This is a genomic window from Cellulomonas sp. H30R-01 (genome assembly GCF_010119915.1).
Taxonomy (GTDB): Bacteria; Actinomycetota; Actinomycetes; order Actinomycetales; family Cellulomonadaceae; genus Cellulomonas; species Cellulomonas algicola.
Map to the genome: position 1 here is coordinate 2293454 of NZ_CP048210.1, position 22841 is coordinate 2316294.

The 22841-nt window shown below is 75.8% G+C and carries 23 protein-coding genes; 15 read left to right on the forward strand and 8 right to left on the reverse strand.

The annotated features are described in order from the left end of the window. Window positions 1–243: 243 nt before the first annotated feature. Entirely contained in the window at window positions 244–1104 is an 861-nt protein-coding gene (locus tag GXP71_RS10190) for a DNA-3-methyladenine glycosylase (protein WP_238402370.1), read from the forward strand. A 166-nt stretch (window positions 1105–1270) separates the two neighbouring features. Next, the gene (locus GXP71_RS10195; protein ID WP_162352563.1) at window positions 1271–2326 is read left to right on the forward strand and encodes a DUF4349 domain-containing protein; all 1056 of its coding nucleotides are present in this window, start codon (window positions 1271–1273) and stop codon (window positions 2324–2326) included. Here the strand turns inward: GXP71_RS10195 and GXP71_RS10200 are convergent. Together GXP71_RS10200 and GXP71_RS10205 are read right to left on the reverse strand one after the other, a co-directional pair. Continuing rightward, window positions 2299–2670 carry a CrcB family protein gene (locus GXP71_RS10200; RefSeq protein ID WP_162352564.1) on the reverse strand — a complete coding sequence of 124 codons (372 nt, stop codon included), beginning with the start codon at window positions 2668–2670 and terminating at the stop codon, window positions 2299–2301. The genes GXP71_RS10195 and GXP71_RS10200 overlap by 28 nt on opposite strands. After that, entirely contained in the window at window positions 2667–3080 is a 414-nt protein-coding gene (locus tag GXP71_RS10205; protein ID WP_162352565.1) for a CrcB family protein, read from the reverse strand. The genes GXP71_RS10200 and GXP71_RS10205 overlap by 4 nt, the downstream gene beginning before the upstream one ends. Window positions 3081–3118: 38 nt before the next feature. Between GXP71_RS10205 and GXP71_RS10210 the strand changes: the two genes are divergently transcribed. Further along, complete coding sequence (locus tag GXP71_RS10210) at window positions 3119–3562, forward strand: GNAT family N-acetyltransferase (protein ID WP_162352566.1); 444 nt, start codon at window positions 3119–3121, stop codon at window positions 3560–3562. Here GXP71_RS10210 and GXP71_RS20140 read toward each other — a convergent pair. Beyond that, the gene (locus tag GXP71_RS20140; RefSeq protein ID WP_202924234.1) at window positions 3549–3911 is read right to left on the reverse strand and encodes a hypothetical protein; all 363 of its coding nucleotides are present in this window, start codon (window positions 3909–3911) and stop codon (window positions 3549–3551) included. The two genes, GXP71_RS10210 and GXP71_RS20140, sit on opposite strands and share 14 nt — an antisense overlap. 244 nt (window positions 3912–4155) lie before the next feature. Here GXP71_RS20140 and GXP71_RS10220 point away from each other — a divergent pair, with 244 nt between their 5' ends. The 7 genes from GXP71_RS10220 (at window position 4156) to GXP71_RS10250 (ending at window position 9603) form a co-directional block, all read left to right on the forward strand. Next, a complete protein-coding gene (locus tag GXP71_RS10220) occupies window positions 4156–5460 on the forward strand; it encodes a glycoside hydrolase family 6 protein (RefSeq protein WP_162352567.1) in 1305 nt (434 codons plus the stop codon). Between the two features lie 105 nt (window positions 5461–5565). Further along, entirely contained in the window at window positions 5566–6150 is a 585-nt protein-coding gene (locus tag GXP71_RS10225; protein WP_162352568.1) for a DUF6529 family protein, read from the forward strand. Between the two features lie 15 nt (window positions 6151–6165). Next, window positions 6166–6690, forward strand: a complete 525-nt coding sequence (locus GXP71_RS10230) for a ubiquinol-cytochrome c reductase iron-sulfur subunit (RefSeq protein ID WP_238402371.1) — start codon at window positions 6166–6168, stop codon at window positions 6688–6690. Window positions 6691–6899: 209 nt separating this feature from the next. Continuing rightward, window positions 6900–7325 carry a hypothetical protein gene (locus tag GXP71_RS10235; protein WP_162352569.1) on the forward strand — a complete coding sequence of 142 codons (426 nt, stop codon included), beginning with the start codon at window positions 6900–6902 and terminating at the stop codon, window positions 7323–7325. 154 nt (window positions 7326–7479) lie between these two features. Further along, the gene (locus tag GXP71_RS10240; protein ID WP_162352570.1) at window positions 7480–8037 is read left to right on the forward strand and encodes a hypothetical protein; all 558 of its coding nucleotides are present in this window, start codon (window positions 7480–7482) and stop codon (window positions 8035–8037) included. After that, window positions 8034–8783, forward strand: a complete 750-nt coding sequence (locus tag GXP71_RS10245; RefSeq protein ID WP_162352571.1) for an MBL fold metallo-hydrolase — start codon at window positions 8034–8036, stop codon at window positions 8781–8783. The genes GXP71_RS10240 and GXP71_RS10245 overlap by 4 nt, the downstream gene beginning before the upstream one ends. A gap of 202 nt (window positions 8784–8985) precedes the next feature. Further along, window positions 8986–9603, forward strand: coding sequence for a PilZ domain-containing protein (locus GXP71_RS10250; RefSeq protein ID WP_162352572.1), 618 nt, complete (start codon window positions 8986–8988; stop codon window positions 9601–9603). Window positions 9604–9678: 75 nt separating this feature from the next. Here GXP71_RS10250 and GXP71_RS10255 read toward each other — a convergent pair whose 3' ends face one another. Further along, window positions 9679–12807 carry an efflux RND transporter permease subunit gene (locus tag GXP71_RS10255; protein ID WP_162352573.1) on the reverse strand — a complete coding sequence of 1043 codons (3129 nt, stop codon included), beginning with the start codon at window positions 12805–12807 and terminating at the stop codon, window positions 9679–9681. A gap of 144 nt (window positions 12808–12951) precedes the next feature. Between GXP71_RS10255 and GXP71_RS10260 the strand changes: the two genes are divergently transcribed. After that, complete coding sequence (locus GXP71_RS10260) at window positions 12952–13539, forward strand: DinB family protein (protein WP_162352574.1); 588 nt, start codon at window positions 12952–12954, stop codon at window positions 13537–13539. Window positions 13540–13612: 73 nt separating this feature from the next. Here the strand turns inward: GXP71_RS10260 and GXP71_RS10265 are convergent, their stop codons facing one another. The 3 genes from GXP71_RS10265 to GXP71_RS10275 all read right to left on the reverse strand — a co-directional run bounded on the left by GXP71_RS10265 (window position 13613) and on the right by GXP71_RS10275 (window position 18371). Continuing rightward, window positions 13613–14410, reverse strand: a complete 798-nt coding sequence (locus tag GXP71_RS10265) for a hypothetical protein (RefSeq protein ID WP_162352575.1) — start codon at window positions 14408–14410, stop codon at window positions 13613–13615. Between the two features lie 256 nt (window positions 14411–14666). After that, on the reverse strand, window positions 14667–16967 hold the full coding sequence (locus GXP71_RS10270) for a beta-L-arabinofuranosidase domain-containing protein (protein ID WP_162352576.1): 2301 nt from the start codon (window positions 16965–16967) through the stop codon (window positions 14667–14669). Between the two features lie 63 nt (window positions 16968–17030). Continuing rightward, the gene (locus tag GXP71_RS10275; RefSeq protein WP_370520928.1) at window positions 17031–18371 is read right to left on the reverse strand and encodes an alpha-galactosidase; all 1341 of its coding nucleotides are present in this window, start codon (window positions 18369–18371) and stop codon (window positions 17031–17033) included. A gap of 130 nt (window positions 18372–18501) precedes the next feature. Here GXP71_RS10275 and GXP71_RS10280 point away from each other — a divergent pair, with 130 nt between their 5' ends. Beyond that, window positions 18502–19350 (forward strand): LacI family DNA-binding transcriptional regulator, encoded by an 849-nt coding sequence (locus GXP71_RS10280; RefSeq protein ID WP_162352577.1) that lies wholly within the window; start codon window positions 18502–18504, stop codon window positions 19348–19350. Between the two features lie 6 nt (window positions 19351–19356). Here GXP71_RS10280 and GXP71_RS10285 read toward each other — a convergent pair whose 3' ends face one another. Then, on the reverse strand, window positions 19357–20319 hold the full coding sequence (locus GXP71_RS10285) for an AraC family transcriptional regulator (RefSeq protein ID WP_162352578.1): 963 nt from the start codon (window positions 20317–20319) through the stop codon (window positions 19357–19359). A gap of 131 nt (window positions 20320–20450) precedes the next feature. Between GXP71_RS10285 and GXP71_RS10290 the strand changes: the two genes are divergently transcribed. The 3 genes from GXP71_RS10290 to GXP71_RS20350 all read left to right on the forward strand — a co-directional run bounded on the left by GXP71_RS10290 (window position 20451) and on the right by GXP71_RS20350 (window position 22826). Then, window positions 20451–21149: an NAD(P)-dependent oxidoreductase gene (locus GXP71_RS10290; protein WP_162352579.1), complete on the forward strand. Its 699-nt coding sequence runs from the start codon at window positions 20451–20453 to the stop codon at window positions 21147–21149. A 130-nt stretch (window positions 21150–21279) separates the two neighbouring features. Continuing rightward, window positions 21280–21912: a DUF4956 domain-containing protein gene (locus tag GXP71_RS10295; RefSeq protein WP_162352580.1), complete on the forward strand. Its 633-nt coding sequence runs from the start codon at window positions 21280–21282 to the stop codon at window positions 21910–21912. Beyond that, the gene (locus GXP71_RS20350; protein WP_238402372.1) at window positions 21909–22826 is read left to right on the forward strand and encodes a VTC domain-containing protein; all 918 of its coding nucleotides are present in this window, start codon (window positions 21909–21911) and stop codon (window positions 22824–22826) included. Before GXP71_RS10295 ends, GXP71_RS20350 begins: the two co-directional genes overlap by 4 nt. Window positions 22827–22841 lie beyond the last annotated feature (15 nt).

Here is a 22841-nt window from a genome sequence, read left to right on the forward strand (position 1 = left end):
CGGGGGCGGGGCGCTCGAGAGGCGTCTCGCCGGCACGAGGCGTGGCGCACTCCTGAACCCTGACGGGCGGCCCTGCTCTCGCCTGGGCCCTCGACTCGCGGTCGTGATCCGCAGATGGCCGAACCCCGGCTGCGTCGGAGGATCGGCTGAGACCATTTGACCACTGCTTGGCGTGGCGCGCACCTCAGACGGACGTCCAGCAGCACTCGACCACATGTCGGTGCTCTCTTCTACAGTCACGCGGTGACCGCTTTGCCGCCACTGGGGCCGCCGCACGCGTGGACCGTGCACGCCGCGGTCGACCCCGCGCCCCTCCTCGCATCCCTGCGGGCCCACGCCGTCCCGGGCGTCGAGACCGTCGACGGCAGCACGGTCCGACGACTCGTCCCCGTCGGCCCGCGGCTCGTGCCGGTCGCGGCCGACCTGCACGACGGCCAGGTGGTCGTGCGCGGCGACGCCCCGACGGCGGTGCTCGACGAGGTCGCCCGTCGGTGGTTCGGCCTGGACGACGACGTCGACGCGGTCGCGGACGTCCTCGCGCACGACGCCGTCGTCGGACCGCTCGCGCGCCGGCGGCCGCACCTGCGGGTCCTCGGCCACCTCGACGGCTTCGAGGCGACCGTGACGACCGTGCTCGGGCAGCAGGTGTCGCTGGCCGCGGCCCGGACGTTCGGCGGGCGGCTCGCCGCCGCGTGGGGGCGTCCGGGCCCTGACGGTCTGCTCGCGTTCCCGCGGCCGGACGACCTGGCCGACGTCGACCCGACGGAGATCCAGTCCACCGTCCGGATCACGCACGCCAGGGCGCGGTCGCTGCGCGCGGTCGCGGACGCGTTCGCCCACGGGCTCGACCTGCGCCCCGGCGCCGACCCGGTCGAGGCCCGTCGTCGGCTGCTCGCACTCCCCGGGATCGGCCCCTGGACCGTCGAGTACCTCGCGCTGCGGGTCCTGGCCGACCGGGACGCGCTGCCCGCGGGGGACGTCGTGCTGCGGCGCGCGCTCGGCGTCGACTCGACGGCTGCCGTCGAGGCCGCGTCCGCGCACTGGCGCCCCTGGCGCGCCTACGCGGCGATCCACCTGTGGACGTCGCGCGCCTACGCCCTGTGAGGCCTGCCGGACCGACACGCCGGTGTGAGAGCCGTGCCCTTCCTTGCACAGGTCAGGGCCCCGATCCGGTGACGAGCACGTCACGATCCGGCCACATCCGGGCCGTCGCGTCACGATCGGGACACCCCGTCCCCGCTGCCCGCCGTGGCGCCCTAGCGTCGCCGCCATGACCGCCACCATGGACCGACGCTCCCCTCGCCGCTGGGCCGTCCTCGCCGCCTCGGTCGCGACCGCCGCCGCGCTGCTGACCGCCTGCTCGGGCGGCGGCGCCGGCGACCAGGCCGCCGACGGCGCGCAGTCCGAGGTCGGGTCCGCGGGCGGTGACGGGGCTGCCGCCGACGGGGGCGTCGCGGCACCGGGCGACGTGGGACCGGGCGACGCCGACGCCGCGGAGAGCGAGCGGCAGGTCGTGCAGACCGGGGTCCTGCGGCTCACGGTCGAGGACCCGCGCACCGCCGCGGACGCGGTCGTCGACCTCGCGGAGCGCAGCGGCGGGCGGGTCGACTCCCGGTCCGAGCACGCGGCGTCGCAGGAGCGGGCGGGCTCCGCGGCGCTGACGATCCGCGTGCCCGCGGACGAGGTGTCGGCCACCGTCGACGCGCTGCGGGAGCTCGGCCGGATCGACGAGATCGACCTCGACGCGCAGGACGTCACCGCCGCCGCGCAGGACCTCGACGCGCGCATCCGCGGGCTCGAGCTGTCGGTCACCCGGATGTCCGACCTCCTCGCCCGCACCACGACCACCGAGGACGTCGTCGCCGCGGAGGACGCGCTGACCGAGCGGCAGACGCGGCTCGAGGAGCTCCAGTCGCAGCGTGCACGCCTCGCCGACGCGGTCGCGCTGTCGACGCTCACGGTCGAGCTCGTCGGGCCGGGTGCCGTGCCCGCCGCGTCCCCGGGACCCACGTCGTTCCTCGGGGGCCTGGCCGTCGGCTGGCAGGCGTTCGTGGTGACGCTGCGCGGCCTGCTCGTCGTGCTCGGCGTCCTGCTGCCGTGGCTGGCGTTCACGGGGGCGGTCACCGCGGGTGTGGTCGCGGCCGTCCGTTGGCGGCGCCGGCGCCGCGGTCCGCGGCCCGGTCCCGTGGGCCCTGGGGGTCCGCCCTGGGCGGTCGCGCCCGCCGGCCCCGCGCCTGCCGGCCCTGCGCCCGCCGGGCCGCCCGCTGCCGCGACGCACGCCGCCGGGGGCGAGACGCCTCACCCGACGGCGGACACCACCCCGTAGCCGACGGCGGCAGCCGCGACGGCGAGCACGAGCGTGAGCGCGGCGTTGCCGACCGCGAGGCGGTAGGCGCCGGCCTGCGCGAGCCGCACCGTCTCGAACATCGACGTCGAGAACGTGGTGTAGCCGCCGCAGAACCCGGTGGCCGCCGCGACGTACACCGTCGCGGGGAGCAGACCCTGCACGTGCGCCGCCGCGAGCGCGCCCAGCACCGCCGACCCGGTCACGTTGACCACGATGGTCGACACCGGCAGGTGCCGCGGCACGCGGGCCCGGATCTCCCCGTCGACGCCGAAGCGCAGCGCGGCACCGAGGCCGCCGGCCAGCGCGACGAGCAGCAGCGTCACGCGGCCACCTCCCGGTGACGTCGCGCACCGACCAGCACGCCGCCCGTGCACGCCGCGACGCCGAGCACGACGCTCCCGAGCGCGTAGGCGAGGGCGAGCCCGGTCCGCCCGTCGGCGAGCCGGTCGGCGACCTCGAGCGCGAACGTCGAGTAGGTGGTGAAGCCCCCAAGGACGCCCGTGCCCAGCCCCAGCCGCGCGACCCGGCGACGCCCGGTGTCCGGGCCGGACCGCGCGAGCGCCTCGAGCAGCAGCCCGAGCAGGAACGCGCCGACCAGGTTCTCGACGAGGGTCGCGACGGGGACGCCACCCCGGTCCGGCACCGCGTGGGACAGCCCGTACCGGGCGAGCGTGCCGACCGCACCGCCGACGGCGACGACCACGACGAGCCACGGGTCGCGGTGGAGGTGCACGCCGTCACCCTACGGCGGGCGGCGCCTACCCTGACCCGGTGGCCGTGACCATCGAGACCCGCACCCCCGTCGACGTCTCCGCCGCGGAGCTCTACGCGCTGCTGCGCCTGCGCGTCGACGTGTTCGTCGTCGAGCAGGCCTGCGCCTACCCCGACCTCGACGGCCGTGACCTGCTGGACGACACCCTCCTCGTCTGGGCGCACGACGACGGGGACCTGCTGGGCACGATCCGCGTCCTCGGGGCCCACGGCACCGCACCCGCGATCGGCCGGGTCGCGACGGCGCCGGCGGCGCGCGGACGCGGGGTCGCGCGCGCACTCCTCGAGCACGGCATCGGCCTGTGCCGGCCGGACGCCGAGATCCACCTGCACGCCCAGGCGCACCTCGAGGAGTGGTACGGGCGCCTCGGGTTCGCGCGCGCGGGCGAGGACTACGACGAGGACGGCATCCCGCACGTCCCGATGACGCTCACCCGGCGCTGACCTCGTCGCCGCGGACGACGGCCGCACGGTGCGGGCCGTGGGCAGCCGCCGCACGGGTCGTCGTGCGGCCCGCGGGCAGCCGCTGCGCAGCCGTCACGCGACCGCGGCCGGTCCGGCCCGAGGGGCGCTGGAGGTCGAGGAAGCCGTCGACGCCGTGCCTCGTCGGACGGGCTCCGGTGAAACCGCGCCGCTGCTCCGCGAACGTCACCGTCGTCCTGTGCGCGTGGACCGTCACGGGCCCGCACGCCTCGACGAGCGCCACCACCCGGTGCCAGAGCTCGACGTGCGCCGGGTCGGCGTCCCGGAGGTGGTCGTCGACGGTCCAGGTGCGCGGTGCGTCGTCGGGCATGCGCACGATGGTCTCCTTCTCGCCCGCACGGCCACTCCGGGCCCGCGTCGGACCGGGACCGACCACCTCGGCCCTCGCCCGATCGAGTCGGACCACGTCGGACCGCGGCGGACCGTGGGCGCGACGATCACCCGCGCTGGGCCCTTGCCCTCGTCCGTCCGGATTGTCATGCTCCTGGGACGGCGGTCCACCCCCTTCCGCCGCGCACGGCACCGGTCATCCGACAACGACGTAGGAGCCTTCCGTGGCACGTCACACCCGTTCGCCCCTCGCAGCGCTCGCCGCGGCCGCCGCCGTGGTAGCGCTCTCACTGGTCTCAGCCGCGCCCGCGACGGCGCACGGCCGCCCCGGTCCCGGAGGCCCGTCGTCGACGACGCGGCTCTACACGCCGCCCCCCAACGAGGGCGCCGTCGCGCAGATCAAGCAGCTCGTGAAGGACCGCCGGTACGCGGACGCGAAGGCCGTCACGACGATGGTCGCGACCCCGCAGGCGGTGTGGTTCACGAGCGGCACGCCCAAGGAGGTGCGCAAGTCCGTCGAGAGGACGGTCAAGGGCGCCAAGCAGCAGCGCGCCGTCCCGGTGATCGTCGCCTACAACCTGCCGTACCGGGACTGCTCGCAGTACTCCGCGGGCGGCGCGCTCGACACGGCGTCGTACCTCGCGTGGATCGACGGGCTCGCGAAGGGCATCGGCAAGAGCGAGGCCGTCGTCGTGCTCGAGCCCGACGGCCTCGGGATCATCCCCTGGTACACGTCCATCACGGGCGCGACCGAGTGGTGCCAGCCCGCCGAGGCGGACCCGGCCACGGCGGCGTCCGACCGCTTCGCGCAGCTCAACGGTGCCGTCGACCGGCTGTCGGCGCTGCCGAACGTGCGCCTGTACCTCGACGGCACGCACTCCGCGTGGCTCGGCGTCGGCGACGTCGCCGACCGGCTGCACAAGGCGGGCGTCGAGAAGGCCGACGGGTTCTTCCTCAACGTCTCGAACTACGAGCTCAGCGAGCGGCAGGCGAAGTTCGCGAGCTGGATCTCGCAGTGCCTCTGGTACGGCACGAACGACGCCGAGGGCGGCTGGCGGCTCGGCCACTTCGACTACTGCGCGAGCCAGTACTACCCCGCGGACCCGAACGACTTCAGCACGTGGGGCCTGACGGACCAGTGGTACGTCGACAACGTCACGAACGCCGCCAACCCGCCGGCCGGGCCCGAGGTGCTCAAGCACGCCGTCGTCGACACCAGCCGCAACGGCCAGGGCCCGTGGACGCCCCCGGCGGACCACCCCGAGGGCGACCCGCAGGTGTGGTGCAACCCGCCGGACCGCGGCCTCGGCCTGCGCCCGACGACCAGCACCGGCGACCCGTACGTCGACGCGTACCTGTGGATCAAGATCCCCGGCGAGTCCGACGGCCAGTGCACGCGCTGGGCACCCGACGGCGGCATCGACCCGGTCCGCGGGTACGCCGACCCCGCGGCCGGGCAGTGGTTCCCGCAGATGGCGCTCGAGCTCGTGCACAACGCCAACCCGCCGCTCGGTGGCCACAGGAGCTGACCGACGCGCACCGCACGACGGCCGTCCGGACGCACCGGGCGGCCGTCGTCGCGTCCCGGCGGCTCACGTCTGGACACGGGTGCCCCGGCCCGGGACGCTGGCCGCATGGGCGTGACGCAGGCGCCACCCTCCCCGCCGACCGCCACCGCGCCGTGGCGGTGGTCGCTCGCGGGCGTCACCGCGCTGGGCCTGGGCGTCGCCGCCGCGCTCGCCGCCTACGCGGACGCGCACCCCGGCGACGGCGCCACGCTGCTGACCCTGTGGTTCAGCGGGATGCTGCAGCTCAAGGCGTGGTTCACCACGGCCGCGCTCGTGCTCGTCCTCGTGCAGGTGCTGTCCGCGCTCGCGATGTGGGGCCGGCTGCCCGGCGTCCGCGGAGGCGCGCCCGCCGGGGTGGCGCTGCTGCACCGGTGGAGCGGCGTCGTCGCGTTCCTGCTCACGCTGCCCGTCGCGTTCCAGTGCGTGTGGTCGCTGGGCTTCGAGGACGAACCGGCGCGCGTCCTGGTGCACAGCGTCGCCGGGTGCCTGTTCTACGGCGCGTTCGCCGCGAAGATGCTGGCGCTGCGACTCCCCCGGCTGCCGTCCGTCGTGGTGCCCCTGCTGGGTGCCACCGTCGCGACGCTGCTCGTCGTCGTGTGGTTCTCGTCGGCGCTGTGGTTCTTCACCCAGCCCGGGCTGCCCCGGGTCTGACGGCGGGAGGTGCGCGTGACGGACGGGACGTCCGGGGGATTCCGGCGGCGCGAGGTGCTCGAGGCCGTCGGCGTGACCGTCGCCGCGGGTGTCGTCGGGTTCGTCGGCATGTCCGTGCTCGCGCCGGCGGAGGGCGACGACGGCGGCTACCGGGCACCGGACGACGGGCGCGGCGACCACGCGGACGGCGGCGAGGACGGCAAGGGGGACGACGAGCCGGACGCCGCCGAGGGCGGGGTCGGCACCACGAGGGACGGCACGGTGCTCGCCGCGCTGTCCGACGTCCCCGACGGCGGCGGGCTCGTCCTCACCGACCGCCAGGTGGTGCTCGTCCGGGACGGCGACGACGTCGAGGGCTTCAGCGCGGTCTGCACGCACCAGGGCTGCCTGGTCGACGAGGTCGCGGACGGCGAGATCCGCTGCCCGTGCCATGGCAGCGTGTTCGACGCGCGGTCGGGCGACGTCGTGCGCGGACCCGCCCAGCGCCCGCTCCCGGAGGTCGACGTCGACGTGCGGGACGGCCAGGTGGTGCTGCGGTGAGGCGCTCGTTCTGGCAGCGGCTGCCGACGCTCGTGTGGCTCGCGGGTGTGGGCCTCGTCGTGGGTGCGGCGCTCGCGTCGCTCCTGCTCGACTGACGGGACCGGCCGCCCCGACCGCGCAGGCCGCCCCCGGTTGCGGCTCGCGCGGGCCCGCCGCACGGTGGTGGCACGTCCGGAGGCGGGCGGCCCGGCACACCGGAAGGTCGAGCCATGCGACCCGTCGCCCACCCCCACGGCACCGCCCACGCGCACCGCGTCCCGACGCGGCACGTCCGCGCGCTCGCGGCGGCGCTGACCGCGCTGCTCCTCGGGCTCGTCGGTGCGCTCGCGCTCACGGGGCTCACCGCGCAGGCGTCGCTTGCCGCGACCGACGACCCGTCGGTCGAGCAGCCCGGCACGCTCCCGTCGGTCGACGAGACGCCCAGCACGACCGACCCGAGCCCGAAGCCGACCGAGACGTACGGCGAGGGCGGGGCAGGTCCGCACCAGGAGTCGGGCGAGGACCAGCTCGGCCCGCTCACGCAGGGCAAGACGTTCGCCATCCTCGGGATCATCGCGGCGACGCTCGCGATCATCGCGGTGATCGCGTTGCGCTCCCGCCGCCGCAACCGTGAGGCGCGCGGTGGCGGCGCCTGACGTGGCGCGACGTCCGGCCGTCGCCCGACCGGACCCGCTCACGACGCGGCACCGCGCGCCGACGCTCTCCGACGGCGTCGGCGCCGTCCTCGCGAGCCTTGTGGGCGCCGCGGGGCGCCGGACCGGGCGTCGCCCCCTCCACCCGCGGGGCATCGTGCGGGGGGCCTCGCTGCGGATCGGCGTCGACCCCGACGCGCCGGGGGCGGTCGAGGCGTTCGCCGGCCCCGCGGTCGTGCGGCTGTCGCGCGCCGTGGGACTCCCTCGCCCTTGGCCCGACGTGCACGGCCTCGCGGTGCGGTGGGAGCGCGACGGGCGCACCGAGTCGCTGCTGCTGTCGGGCACCGGCACGGGCACGCTGAGCCGGTTCGTGCTCGCACCGCGCCGCCGCGTCGTCGACGGTCCGTTCACGACGCTCATGCCGTTCCGCTCACCCGACGGACCGGTCGTGATCGCCGCGCGCCCTTCCGCCCGTCCCGACGGCGGGATCGACGTCCTCCTGCTGTCGTCGCGGCTGCGGGGGCCGTGGTCCCGGTGGGGCGTGCTGCGGGTCGACCCCCCGGACGGCGCCGCGACCGACGACGACGTGCGGTTCGACCCCGTGCTCGACTGCCCGAGCGGCCTCGCGACCTACCGCTGGGCGGCTGCGCTGCGCCTGCCCGCCTACCGGCACGCCCGACGGACCGTGCCCCACCCGGGGAGCCTGCCGTCGTGAGCGGTGTCGACGTGACCCTCGTCGCGGACGGCGTCGTCCGGCTGCACGCGGCGGCCACGGAGTGCTACGTCGCGCGCGGCACGGGCGGCGTGCTGCTCGTCGACGCAGGTCTCCCGGCGATGTGGCTCGCGCTCGACGAGGCCGTCCGGCTGCTCGGCGCAGGTCCGCGCGACGTGAAGGCGCTCGTGCTCACGCACGGCCACTTCGACCACGTCGGCTTCGCGCGGCACGCGGTGTCGACCCTCGGCGTCGAGGTGTGGGCGCACGAGGCGGACGCCCGGATCGTCGCGCACCCCTACCGCTACGCGCACGGCCGGCCGCGGGCCTGGTACCCGGTGCGCCACCCGCGCAGCATCCCGGTGCTCGCCGCGATGGCGGCGAAGGGAGCGCTGCGGGTGCACGGGGTGCGGACGACGCACCCGGTCGACACCGACGGCGTCCTCGACGTGCCCGCCGGTCCGCACGCGATCCGCACGCCCGGCCACACCGACGGCCATCTCGTGCTGGACCTGCCGGACCGCGGGCTGCTGTTCACAGGCGACGCGCTGGTCACGCTCGACCCGTACACCGGACGCACGGGGCCACGGGTCGTCGCGCGGGCAGGCACCGCCGATGCGGACACAGCGCTCGCGTCCCTCGACCGGCTGCCGGTGGGCGTCCGCACGATCCTGCCGGGGCACGGGGACCCCTGGACCGGCGACGTGCGCGAGGCCGCGCGGCAGGCACGCGCCGCCGGCGTCGCCTGACGCTCCCCCGTCTGCGGGCACCGGAAGGCCGTCGAGAAGATCGCCGGACGGGTGGAGGACTCGCCGCACCGGGAGTGACGTCACCCGGCTGGGGGGTCCCGCGGCGGACCCCTCAGCGGGTCGTCGGCCCTGCCGATGGGGTCGGTGTCGGCACGTGTCACCGGGCCGGCGCCAGGACCAGCACCACCGGGACGGACCGACCATGCACGACCTCGAACGATGCGCGCTCACGGTGCGCGACCGCGCCACCGTGGTCGAGGGGTACGTCGCGGCGTTCGACGGCGAGACCATGACGGTCGCGGCCGAGCACGGGGTCGTCCCGGGCGGGGTGCGACCCGGCGACGACGTCCAGGTGCTCGTGCTCGACGAGGTGCGCGGCGAGGTCCGCTACGTCGGGACGGTGTCGCGCGTGGGCGCGTCGACGGTCGCCCTGGTCGACCTCGAGCTCGTCTCGATGCTGCAGAAGCGGCAGGGCGCGCGCGTCCGGACGCTGCAGCTGTGCACCGGGGTCGCGACCGGCCCGGACGGCGCCGGTCCGGGCCGGCCGATCTCGTTCGTGGTCGTCGACATCAGCGCGCACGGCATGCGCCTCTCGACGACGTCGACGCTCGCGGTGCACGACCGCGTCGCGTTCGAGTTCCCGACCGGCCGCGGCGCGGTGAAGCTCGACGCCGAGGTCCTGCGCACGCAGCGGACCAGCACCGGCGGCACCCAGTACGGGTGCCGGTTCGTCGACATCCGCGAGAGCGACGTCGACGCGCTGTTCCGGTTCGTGCTGCGCACGCAGGGCGCGCAGCGGCGGATGCGCCTCGACGCCTGACGGAGCCCGGCCCGGGCGGCCGGTCGGCCGTGCGCGCGGCGGGGCGCAGGTCGAACCGCCCCGCCCGCACACCCATCAGGCCGTGGCGCGCTCGCCGCTCCGCCCGGTCGCGGCCACCTCGGCGGCCTCGCGCCGCAGCCGACGCCGCTCACCGCGCCGCTCGAACAGCGTGTACAGCACCGGGACCACCACGAGCGTGAGCAGCGTCGAGCTCACCAGCCCGCCGATGACGACGAGCGCGAGCGGCTGGGAGATGAACGAGCCGCCGCCCGTGATCCCGATCGCCATGGGCGTGAGCGCGAAGATCGTCGCCGCGGCCGTCATGACGATGGGCCGCAGGCGCTTGCGCGCACCCTCCGCCACCGCGTCCGCCAGCGGGCGGCCCCGCTCGCGGTACTGGTTGATGAGGTCGATGAGCACGATCGCGTTCGACACCACGATGCCGATGAGCATGAGCAGGCCGATGAGCGCCGGCACGCCGAGCGGCGTCGACGTCACGAGCAGCGCGATCAGCGCGCCTGTCGCGGCGAACGGCACCGACACGAGCAGGATCAGCGGCTGCACCAGGCTGCGGAACGTCGCGACCATGACGAGGTAGACGATCGCGATGGCGACGAGCATCGCGAGGCCCAGGTCCGCGAACGCGTCGGCCTGGTCCGCGGCGACACCACCGACCTCGACGGTCGCGCCCGGCGGCAGGTCGAGACCGTCGACCTCGGTGGTCAGCGCCGTCGTGAGGGCGCCGACGTCCTGGCCCGACGGCTTGACGGAGACGGTCGCGCTGCGCTCGCCGTCGACGCGCGTGACCGACGTCGGGACCTCGACCTCCTGCACGCTCGCGACCTGCGTGAGCGGCACCGGCCCGGCGGCGGTGGGCACGACGAGCGCCTCGACCTCCGCGACGGTCGCCGGCGCGTCACCGACGGCCACCTCGACGTCGACCGGTCCGTCGCCCAGGTTCACCGTGCCGATGGGGCTCGGGGCCATGAGCGAGGCGACCGTGCCGGAGACGGCGGTCTCGGTGAGGCCGACCGCCGCGGCCGCGTCGCGGTCGACGGCGACCTGCACGACGCGCTGGTCGCTCGCCAGGTTGTTCGTCACCTCGGCGGCGCCGTCGACGTCGCGCACGGCCTCCTCGACCTGCGCCGCCGCGTCGGCGAGGACGTCCGTGTCGGTCGCCCGCACGACGAGGTCGACCGTGCTGCTGCCGAACCCGGAGTCGCCGCCGGCCACCGTGATGCCCGTGGACGGCGCCTCCGACAGCCCCTCGACGGCCTCGCGGACGGACTCCTGCGCGGCCACGCCGTCGGCGTCGGCGTCGAGCGTCACCGCGAACGTCGCCTGCGGGGTCGCTCCCCCGCCGAAGAACGCGGCCGTCGCGGCGTCCGCCGTGCCGACGGTCGTCTGGACGGTCTCGACGTCGTCGAGCGCGAGCAGCGAGCCCTCGACCTCGCGCGCCGCCTCGTCCTGCGCGGCGAGCGTCGTGCCGGGCTCGAACGACTGCGTGACGGTCAGCGTGTCCTGCCCGGAGTCGCCGATGAAGTTCGTCTCCAGACGCGGGACCAGCGCGAGCGTGCCGCCGAGGACGGCGACCGCGACCAGCAGCGTGATCACCGGGTGGCGCAGCGACGCGGCGAGCGTCGGGACGTAGGCGCGCTGCCAGACCCCGCGGCGCTCCTTCTCCTCGGCCTGCGCCCGGACCTCGGCCGCGTCGGCGACGCTCCCTGTCGGGGCCTTGATGAACCAGTACGCGAGCACGGGGACGATGCTCAGCGCGACGAGCAGCGACGCGCCCATCGCGATCGCGACGGTGAGCGCGAACGGCCGGAACAGCTCGCCGACCATGCCGCCGACCAGCGCGATCGGCAGGAACACCGCGACCGTCGACACCGTGGAGGCGGTGATCGCGCCGCCGACCTCGCGCACCGCCGTGAGGATCGCCTCGCGCTTGCCCTCCCCGTAGGAGAGGTGTCGTTTGATGTTCTCGATGACGACGATCGAGTCGTCGACGACGCGGCCGATCGCGATCGTCATCGCGCCGAGCGTGAGGATGTTGAGCGTGTAGCCGGTGACGTTCATGACGACGAACGTGACGAGCAGCGACAGCGGGATCGAGATCGCGGACACGAGCGTCGAGCGCAGCGACGCGAGGAACAGCAGGATCACGATCACGGCGAACAGCAGGCCGAGCAGGCCCTCCGTCGCGAGCCCCTCGATGGACTCCTCGATGAACGGCGCCTGGTCGAACACGACGGCGACGCGCACGCCGTCGGCGTCGAGCTGCTCGGCGAGGTCGTCCAGCACGTCCTGCACCGCGTGCGACACCTCGACGGTGTTGCCCGCGGGCGTCTTCGTGACGGCGACACCCAGCGACGGCGCACCGTCGAGGCGCGAGTACGACGTCGGCGCGGCCGGCCCGGCCTCGACGGTCGCGATGTCGCCGAGCGCCACGACGTCGCCCGTCGGGCTGCTGAGCGGGAGCGCGGCCAGGTCCTCGACGGTCGTGATCGGCGAGCCGATCTGCACGCTCAGCTCGGTGTCGCCGTCCGCGACGGTGCCCGCGGGGATCACCACGCCGTTGTCCTGCAGCACGGTCGTCACCTGGGCCGGCGAGAGCCCGGCCGCCGCCGTCGCCGCGACGTCGAGGTCGACCAGCACCTCCTGGTCCGCGATGCCCGAGACCGCGACGCTGCGCACGTCGGCGACCTGCTCGAGCCGCGGCTGCAGGACGTCCGTGACGAACGCCGCGAGGTCGTCCTGCGACGACCCGCCCGACACCGCGAGCTGGATGACCGGCAGGTCGTCGATCGACCCCGTGACGACCTGCGGCTCCACCGCGGACGGGAGCTGGCGCTGGATGCGGTTGACCGCGCTCGCGAGCTGCTGGCTCGCGAGGTCCATGTCGGTGCCGTAGGTGAACTCGACGGTCGTGACGGACAGGCCGGTCGACGACGTCGACGTGACCTCCTCGACCTTGTCGACGCCCTTCGCCGCCGCCTCGACCGGCACGGTGACCTGGTTCTCGACGATCTGCGGCGCCGACCCCGGGTACACGCCGAGGACGACGGCGGTCGGGATCTGCAACGACGGGATGAGCTCCTGACGCAGCGACCCGAGGCTCACCACCCCGAACACCGCGACGGCGACGGTCATCAGCGCGACGACGGCGCGGTTCGCGAGCGACAGCCTGGCCAGACGGTCCACGGGGCTTCCTCCCGGGTCGTGCGGGCGCACGCCGGGGACGTCGGCGCGCGGGATCTGGTCCGCACCCTAGGCGCGGCCCGCCTCCCCAACGAACGACACCGGCGACGAGTTGCCGTGACCTGCGGCACGCACCAGCCTGGGCGCGTGGACGACGAGCGCACCGTGCTGCACCGCTACCTCCAGAGCGCGCGCGACGCGCTGGTCTGGAAGCTCGACGGGCTCGACGAGCGCGAGGTACGCCTCCCCCGCACCCCGACGGGCACCAACCTGCTCGGCCTCGTGAAGCACGCCGCGGGCGTCGAGATCGGCTACTTCGGCGAGACGTTCGACCGCGACTTCCCGGGCCTGGCCGAGCTGGCCTGGTACCTCGACGAGGCGACGCCCAACCTCGACATGTACGCCACGGCCGACGAGTCGGTCGACGAGATCGTCGGCCTGTACCGCCGCGTGTGGGCCTTCGCCGACGAGCTGGTCCTGTCCGCGCCGCTCGACACGCCGGGCCGCGTCGCGTGGTGGCCCGAGCACCGCAACCCCGTGTCGCTGCGGCTCGTGGTCGTGCACGTGACGAGCGACCTCGCGCGGCACGCCGGGCACGCCGACATCCTGCGCGAGCAGGCCGACGGGGCCGCGGGCCTGCGCGTCGACAACAGCAACCTGCCCGGGATGACGGCCGACGAGTGGGCGGCCTACGTCGCGGAGCTCGAGCGCATCGCGGACGCCGCGGGTCGCTGACGACCTGGCGCGACGCCGAGCGCCGCGGTCGGGTGGCCGGGCGCGACGCCGAGCGCCGCGGTCGGGCGGCCGGTCAGGAGTCGGAGCCGGTGCCCGCCGCGGCGACGAGCGTCCGGACCGACGACTCGACCTGCACGGGCGTCCGCCCGAACGGACGGCCCCACGTGACGAGCCGGTCGACGTACCGCCCGTAGTCGTCGGGGTGACCGTCGCGCAGCGGCAGGTCCGCGTCCCGCGCGAGCCACCCCCGGACGTCGTCGTCAAGCACGGGCACCGCGTGCGGCGCGTAGGGGTCGCGGCGCGCCGACGCGAAGTGCAGCCACGCCGTCAGGCCCGCCGGCGCGAGCCCGTGCAGCCGGTGCTCCACGATCCGCCGGTGCGCCGACCGGGCGGCGTCACCCGCCACGCCGCCGTGCCCGGCGGGCGTCGAGCGCACCGCGGACCCCGTCGCGGCGGACGCCGCGCCCGCCGTGGGCGCAGTCGCGGCGCGCACGCTCGCGGTGGGCGCGGTCACGTCGCGGGCCGTCCCGACGGCGTCCTCGAGCGCGGCGACGACCTCCGGCTGCACCGCGGTCGGCCGACGACGGCCTCCGAGGACGGTCGCGGTGCGGTACGGGCCGTCGTTCGCCGGTCCGTACGCCCAGACCATCGCCGCGACGAACGCGGGCACCGTCCTGCCGCGCTCGAGCTCCTCGTGCACCAGTGCGGCGGCGTCCTGACGGTCGACCTCGTGGTCGACGTCGGGCAGCCGGAAGTCCGGGCCCATCCGGTCGGCCCACTGCTGCCAGTGCGCACGGCGCCACCGGACGGGCGGCGCGGGCGTGAACGGCGTCGTGAGCAGGGCGTGGAGCGACACGGGGACGGTCGTCATGGGGGCATCGTGGCACCGTCACGGCCTCGCGTGACCAGTCCTGGGTCCCGATGTCCGCCTGAGGGACGACGGGATGGAGAACGTTGTCACCCGCGCGACTGATTCTTGCCGCTTCCGCCGGGTTCCGACCGGCCGGCCGGCGGCTCGGCGGCTTGGCGGCTCGGCGGCTTGGCGGCTCGGGGACGCAGCGGCTCAGGGGCTCGGCGGCGCAGGGGCTCGGCGGCTCAGCGGCTCGGCGGCTCGGCGGCTCAGTAGCTCAGTGGCTCAGGAGACGCAGCCCGACGACCCGCGGCGTGCACCCGCCCGCGACGGCCCGGACGCGCACGGTCCGCCGCGCACGGTCGAGCGTGCCCACGGTCGGGCCGAGGTCGAGGTCGACGTGGCGCAGCCCCGCACCGGCCGCGGCGGTGACCGTCCCGACGACGGTGCCGTCGACCACCACGTCCGCCGCACCGTCGACGTCGCCACCGCGGTAGGCCACGCGCAGCAGGCCGGCCGCCGACGCCGGGTCGGCGAGCGTGTAGCCGAACCACCCGTCGGCGGCCCGCCACCGCACGCCGTCGGTCGCGCCGGTCCACGTGCCGTCGCCGGCGAACGCGTGCTCGACCTCGGGCTGCTGCCGGCCGCACGCGACGTCGTCGACCGTGCGGGCGGCGAGCGCCAGGTCGTCGGACTCCGCGGCGGCGAGCGCGGCGCGCCGCTCCCCCGTCGTCCCCGGCACGGTGAGCGGGAAGTAGAGCGTGTAGCGCGCGTCGTGGAGCGCGTGGAACGGCTCGAGCGTGAGCGGTCCGCGGTCGGTGCCGAGGCGGAACGTCATGCCGTCGAGCGGGCCGTGCACCTGGTCGGAACCGTCGGCGTGCGACGCGACCACGGGCGTGCCCGCGAGCGCGTGCAGCGGTCCGGACGCGACGTGACCCATGCGGGAGTCGTCGGCGCGCAGGCCGGGCAGGTCGTCCGAGCCGCCGCGCGCGGCCAGGACGACGGCCCCGTACCGGAAGGCGACCCAGTCGGAGCCGTCGGGCAGCCGCTCGGCCTCGACGCGCGCGGCGAGCCGCCACGAGAGCACGTCGCCGTCATGCCACGTCCGGCGCACCGCGACGTACGGCCCGGGTCCGGGCGCGACGGGCACGGGCACGCCGCCGACCGCGAGGTCGAGGTCGCCCACCGCCCAGGACGGGCGGCGTACGTGCACCGTGAAGGTCTGCGCCGCGGGGAGGTCGAGCCGGAGCGTCACCTCCCCGCCGGTCGACAGGTCGGGGAGGTCGCTCGTCAGCGTCACGACGGCGCCGCGTGCGGCCCACGTGGCCCGGACGGGGACGACGACGTTGACGAGCAGGTCGTCGCCCTCGTCGCGGGCGGTGGCGGGCTGCGTGCCGAGCGCGAGCTCGCCGAGCCGGGCGTACGTCTCGAGCCCTGTGCCGACGCAGCACCAGAACCCCACCTCGGCCTGCGAGTAGACGCGGTAGTGGTCGGGCCGTGCGGACGTGAAGTACACGAACCCGCCGTCGGGGTGCTGCGCGGACAGGACGTGGTTGACGAGCGCGCGCTCGGCGAAGTCGAGCAGCGCGGGGTCGAGGTCCGTGCGCAGGAGCCGTCGGACGAGCTCGAGCATGTTCGCGGTGTTGCACGACTCCGGCCCCTCGGGCGACGTGAGCGCGCCGCGGAAGTCGTCGACGGGGTGGAAGTGCTCGGACACCGAGTCGCCGCCGAAGACGAGCGACCGCCGCCGCACGACGGTGTCGGCGAACGCCCGCGCGGCACGGTCCCAGCCGCCGTCGGGGTCGGACTCCGCGAGCGCGGCCCAGCCGACGACCTTCGCGATCTGCGTGTTGGCGTGCAGCCCGTCGAGCTCGTCGCGGCCGTCGAGCAGCGGGTCGAGGAGCGTGCGGTCGGCGAACCGGACCGCCATGGCCCGCAGGTCGGACCGCCCGGTGAGGTCGGCGAGGTCGGCGAAGGCCTCGCACATGCCGCCGAACTCGGTGCGCAGCATCGCGGCAAACTGGTCGTCGTCGAGGCGGGCCGCGAGCGGCAGCCACCAGTCCGCGAACCGCACGGCGACGTCGCGTGCACGCGACGCGGTCGGTGCGGGCGCGTACCGGGCGGCGTCGACCAGCCCGGCCACGGTCTTGTGCAGGTTGTACCAGGGCACCCACGCGCCGTTGAGGCCGAACGAGTCGGCCGACAGGTCGCCCGCGGCGATCCGCTCGAACAGCGCGACGCCCTGCGGGACGCCCCCGACGTACCCGGTGCCGCGCGCGTCCTGGCACGTGGCGAGGCCGTCGACCAGGTCGGCGGCGAACCGGGCCGCGCGTGCGTCACCCGTCGCGGCCCACAGGAGGCTGGCGGCCGACAGCGCATGACCGCCGACGTGCCCGTCGAGTCCGCTCGACTCCCAGTTCCCGTACGGCTCGGCGACGGGCGGCAGCCCGGCCTCGCGGCGGTAGGGCGCGAGCAGGCGCTGCGGGTCGTGGCGCAGCAGGTACGCGAGGTCGGTCTGCTGCGCGGCGCGGAACGGGCCGTCGAGCAGGCGGACGTCGGACAGCGGGAGGAGATCCACGGGTGCTCCGGGTGCCGGGTCGGTGGGTGGGGTCTCGGGCGGCGGGTGGACGCGGGCGACGGGTCAGGCGGGGTCGAGCGCGAACCAGCGGACGCCGTGCGACGCGACGAGGACGTCGAGCGCACCGTCGAGCCGCACGGCCTCACCGGAGCTCCACAGGTCCGTCGCGCGCCACGGCCGGCGGGCCGCGACGGCGCCCACGACCGAGGCGAGCGGCACGGTGAGCCGGCGCTCCGTCGGCCCGGTCCAGAAGACGGCGACCCAGCGCGTGTCGTCGTCGCCGGACGCGGCGGTCCAGACCACGAGCTCGCCGTCGTCGACGGGCTCACGGACGATCTCGCGGTTCTCGGTGCTGCGGGCCAGCACGGTCGCGAGCGCGGGGTTGGCGAGCAGGTCGAGCGTCGCGTCGTGGGTCTCAGGCAGGTGGCCGCCGACCATGAGCGGTGAGCGGCCCATGACCCAGAGGGTCAGGAGCGTGCGCTGCTCGTCGGGCGTGAGGCGGCTGTCGCGCGGCTCGCCGCGCTCGGCCCGCACCCCGATCCGCCCGAGCGGCAGCATGTCCGCGTCGGCCCACCCGCCGGGCCGCTGGTACGGAGCCCACCGGGCGAGGCGCGCGAGCTGGGCGTGCACGTCCTCCCACCGGTCCCAGAGGTCGTCGCTGATGCGCCACATCTGGGCGTGCTCGCGCAGGTGGCCGAGGTGGGTGGTCGACAGGTGCGTCCCGGGCGACAGCGACAGCACGATCTCGCGCCCGCTGCGCGTGATCGCCCGGGCGACGGCCTCGACGTCGCGGTCGTGGTACGGCGCGAGCATGTCGTCGACCTTGAGGAAGTCGACGCCCCAGTCGGCGAGCTGGCCGATCAGCGCGTCGTACCAGGCCTGCGCGCCCGGGTGGTCGTGGTCGACGCCGACGTTGTCCGGGTTCCACGCGCACGCGTCGTCCGGGGCGGCGACGTCACGCGCGCTCCACGTCGTCCCGAGGATCGGCAGGTCGCGCTCGACGGCCAGGCGCGGGATGCCGCGCATGAGGTGCACGCCGAACTTCAGGCCCATGCCGTGCACGGCGTCGGCGAGCGGGGCGAACCCCGCGCCGCCCGCGGCCGACGGGAACCGGTTCGGGGCGGGCAGCTGGCGGCCGTGGTCGTCGAGCACGAGCGGGGCGCCGTCGTTGTAGCCGTGCGCGCGAGCGGTCGGGTCGTACCAGGCGATGTCGACGACGACCGTGTCCCAGCCCGCCGGGAGCAGCCGGTCCCGCAGCACCGTCGCGTTCGCGAGCACCTCGTCCTCCGTGACGGTCGTGCCGAAGCAGTCCCAGCTGTTCCACCCCATCGGGGGCGTGGCGGCGAGCCGTACGGTGCGGCGCTCGCGTCGGGAGGTGGGGACGTCGGGGTCGACGGTGGTCACGGCGGCTCCTCTCGGCACCCCGTCGGCGGTGACCGGGGTGGGCTGCGCACCACCGTACGACACATTTCCAACGTTGTAGAGCGCGCCCGCGCTCGTGGGACGGCACGGGTGCGGCGGCTAGGCTCGCCGCGTGACGCCCGGGATCCACGCCGTCGGCCTGGTGCTCCGCCAGCCGACCCGGCTGCTGGGGCTCGAGGCCTTCTCCATGCAGCTCATCGCCGGCATCGAGGAGTCGATCTCCGCCGAGGGCCGCTCGCTGCTGCTGCACATCGTCGGCTCGCTCGACGCCGAGCTCGCGACCTACCGACGGTGGGCCGAGCAGCACCAGGTCGAGGCCGTCGTGCTGCACAACCTCACCGTCGACGACCCGCGCCTCGACGCGCTCGCGGCGCTGGGCGTGCCCGCCGTCGTCGTCGGCGGCCCGTCGCGCGACCTGCCCGTCGCGAACGTGTTCGTCGACAACGCCGCCGAGGCGCACGAGGCCGTCGACCACCTCGTCGCGCTCGGCCACCGGCGCCTCGCGCGCGTCACCGGCCCGCACGACCTCGCGCACACCCGCACGCGCACCGACGCGTTCGTCGAGCGCTGCGCCGCGCTCGGCGTCGACGGCACGGTCGTCGAGGGCGACTACGGCGAGGCGTCCGGCGCCGCCGCGACGCGCGACCTGCTGGCGCGCGACCCACGGCCCACCGCGATCGTGTTCGACAACGACGTCATGGCCGTCGCCGCGCTCGACGTCGCACGCGAGGCCGGCCTGCGCGTACCCGCGGACCTCTCGCTGCTCGCGTGGGACGACTCGCCGCTCGCGCGGCACGCCGCACCGCCGCTGTCCGCGATGGCGTTCGACGTGCACGCGCTGGGCGTCCAGGTCGGCGACTGCGTGCTCAACGTCGTCGCCGCCGGGCCGGTCCGCTCCTACACGGTGCCGCCGGCCCACCTGGTCACCCGCAGCTCGACCGCACCGGCCCCGTCGTCCTGAGGCCGGTCACGTCGCGGTGACCGCCGCGCGGCGGACGGCACCCGGTGCCCGGCCCGTCTCCCGGCGGTACGCGCGGCTGAACGCGGCCTCCGAGTCGTAGCCCGTCGCCGTCGCCGCGCGCGCGACGGGCTCCCCCGCGGCGAGCAGGTCGGTCGCGACGTGCATGCGCCACGACGTCACGTACTGCATGGCCGGCACGCCGACGACCTCGGTGAACCGCGCCGCGAACGCGGAGCGCGACATCGTCGCCTCGCGCGCGAGCGCCTCGACGGTCCACGGGCGGGCCGGGTCGCGATGGACGGCCGCGACGGCGACGCCCACGTGCGGGTCGCGCAGCGCGCCGAGCCATCCCGTCGTCGCGGACTGCGCGTCGACCCACGCGCGGATCGCCTGGATGACCAGGATGTCGGCGAGCCGGGTCGTGACGGCCTCGCCGCCGGGCCGGGTGCGCGTGAGCTCGTCGGCCATGAGGCCCAGCGTCCCGGCGATCCACGGCGCCGCGCCGTCGTCGGCGGGCACGTGCACGACGGGCGGCAGGAGCTCGAGGAGCAGGCGCGACGCCGGGCCGTCCACGGACAGCACGCCGCACACCAGGTCGGTGCGCGGGCCGCCGCCGTCGTACCGCAGCACCGAGTAGTGGTCGCTCACGTAGTCCTGCGGGAGCTCGTCGACGCGGCCCATCGACGGCACGCCGGGTGCGCTGCGCAGGACGTGCCCGCGGCCGTGCGGTACGAGCGCGAGGTCCCCCGCCCGCAACCGCACGGGTGGGACGCCGTCGACCTCGACCCAGCACTCGCCCTCGGCGACGACGTGGAAGCTCACGCACTCGCCGAACGCGGGCATGTCGACGGCCCACGGGCCGGTGGCCTCGGTGTGGCAGTAGAAGAAGCCGGTGACGCGCAGCCGGTGCAGGGCCTCGCCGACCGGGTCGACGGAGCCCCACGGGACCTCGGGGGCGAGCGCGCTCATCGGGCACCTCCGACGCTGGACGATCTGTCATGTTCCGGCGACTCACGAGCATAGACCGTCCAGCGCCCCGAGCGGTGTGCTGGGAGCACCACGGAGCAGCACCCGCCGCTCCCCCACCGAAGGAGCCCAACATGAAGGTCCTCGTCGTCGGAGCCACCGGAGGGTCCGGCCGCGCCGCGGTCGCCGAGCTCGTCCGCCGTGGCCACGAGGTCACCGCCCTGTCCCGCCACGCCGCCGCGCTCACCGGTCCGCACGTCCGCGGCGTCGACGGCGACGCGACCGACCCCGCCACGGTCGACGCGCTCGTCGCCGGGCAGGACGCCGTCGTCGTCACGCTCGGCATCAGCGAGAACCCGCTCCGGGTCCGCCTGCGCGGCCCTGCCGGCACCCCCATCGACGTCCGCTCGCGCGGCACCCGCAACGTCGTCGCGTCGATGCGCCGGCACGGGGTCCGCCGGATCGTCGTGCAGTCGTCGTACGGCGTCGGCACCACGCGCGACCGGCTGCCGTTCTCCGCGAAGCTGTTCTTCGGGCTGCTCATCGCACCGCAGATCGCCGACGAGGAGCGGACGTCCGCCGAGCTGCGCGCGACCGAGCTCGACTGGGTCGAGGTGCAGCCCGTCTACCTGTCGGACGACGACATCCCCCACCCCGCCTTCACGACGACGAACGGCGACGTCAAGGGCATGAAGGTGTCGCGCGGGCAGGTCGGGCGCGTGCTCGCCGACGCGGTCGAGCGCGACGACCTCGCACGCCGGTCGATCGCCGTCTCGCAGGACACCGACGCCGTCCCGGGCGGGCGTCGAGCACGCGCGGGCGCCGCCGCCTGACCGGCCCGGTCGCGCGGCACGCAGGCCGGGGTCACGGCGGACGCTGACCCCGGCCTCAGCCGTCGCACAGCGTGCGCCCAGCAGGCCACGGCTGACTGGTCACCACGCCCGACCAGTCAGGAGCCACCGCATGTCCCCCACCGTCCTCTACGCCGCCGACCTCGTCGCGGTCCTCGTGCTCACGTTCGCCCTCTACCTGCCCCGGCACCGGCGCCGCGACCTCGCGGTCGCCTACCTCGGCGTCAACGTCGGCGTGCTGGCCGTCGCGGCGACGCTCGCGAGCAGCACGGTCGGCGCCGGCCTCGGCCTCGGGCTGTTCGGCGTCCTGTCGATCATCCGGCTCCGCTCCGCCGAGCTCAGCCAGACCGAGGTCGCCTACTACTTCGCGTCGCTCGCCCTCGGCCTCATCGGCGGGCTCGCGGCGGCGCCCGTCGGGATCGCGCTCATGGCGGTCGTCGTGCTGGTCCTCGCGATCGCCGACAGCCCCCGGCTGCTCAGCCGGTACCGGCAGCAGACCGTCGTCGTCGACCGCGCCGTCGCGGACGAGACCGCGCTCGTCGCGCACCTCGAGCAGCTGCTCGGCGGGCGCGTGCGGCGCGTGTCGGTGCAGCGGCTGGACCTCGTCAACGACACGACCTGGGTGGACGTGCGGTACGACGCCGACCCGCGCGGCACGGTCGTCCCCACCGCGCGGCGGGCCGACCCGGTCGCCGCGACCCCGCGGCCGGACGAGGCCGACCGGTGGGCGGTGGCGCAGCGATGACCCCCGACGTCCTGCACCGGCTCACGCCCGTCACGCTCGACGAGCTGCTCGCGGACGCCGCGCTCCAGACCCGCGTCGACCGCAAGTACGTGCTGCCCGTGAGCGCGCTGGACCTGCTGCTCGACGAGCTCGACCCCGCGACCCGGGTCCTCGAGATCGACGGCCGACGCACGTCCGCCTACCGGTCGGTGTACTTCGACACCCCCGCGCTGAGCAGCTACCTGGGCGCCGCACGCCGTCGCCGCCGGCGGTTCAAGGTCCGCACCCGCACCTACGTCGACGACGGCGCGTGCTGGGTCGAGGTCAAGACCCGCGGCCCGCGCGGCACGACCGTCAAGGACCGCCGGCCGCACACCGGCCCGGCCGCGCTCGACGACGCGGCCTGCTCGTTCGCGGCGGCGGCGCTCGGCGACGAGCGGTCGGCGACGCTCGACGGCCCGCTGCTGCCGACGCTCGTCACGACGTACGACCGGGTGACGCTGCACGTGCCGGGTGCGTCAGGTGCTCGGGACGTCCACGTGCCTCGCGACGCCGACGCACCACGCGCGGCCGCGGGCGGTGCGCCGGGTGCGGGACCGTCCCGCGCGTCGGTCGGCGGGCCGGCCGAAGTCGGTGCCGCACGCCCGACCGCGACCTGGCGCTCCGGCACCGCCGCGTCGCGGACGACCGTCGACACCGGGCTCGTCTGGACCGACCCGTCGACGGGCCGCTCGCTCCCCCTGCGCGGCCTCGCGATCGTCGAGACCAAGACCGGCTCGACGCCGTCCTCGACCGACCGGCTGCTCTGGCGGCACGGCCACCGGCCCGTGCGCGTCTCGAAGTACGGCACCGGCCTGGCCGTCCTGCACCCCGACCTCCCCGCCACGCCGTGGCGCCGCGTGCTGGACCAGCACGTCGCCGCGGCGACCCGCTGACCTCCCACCACCCAC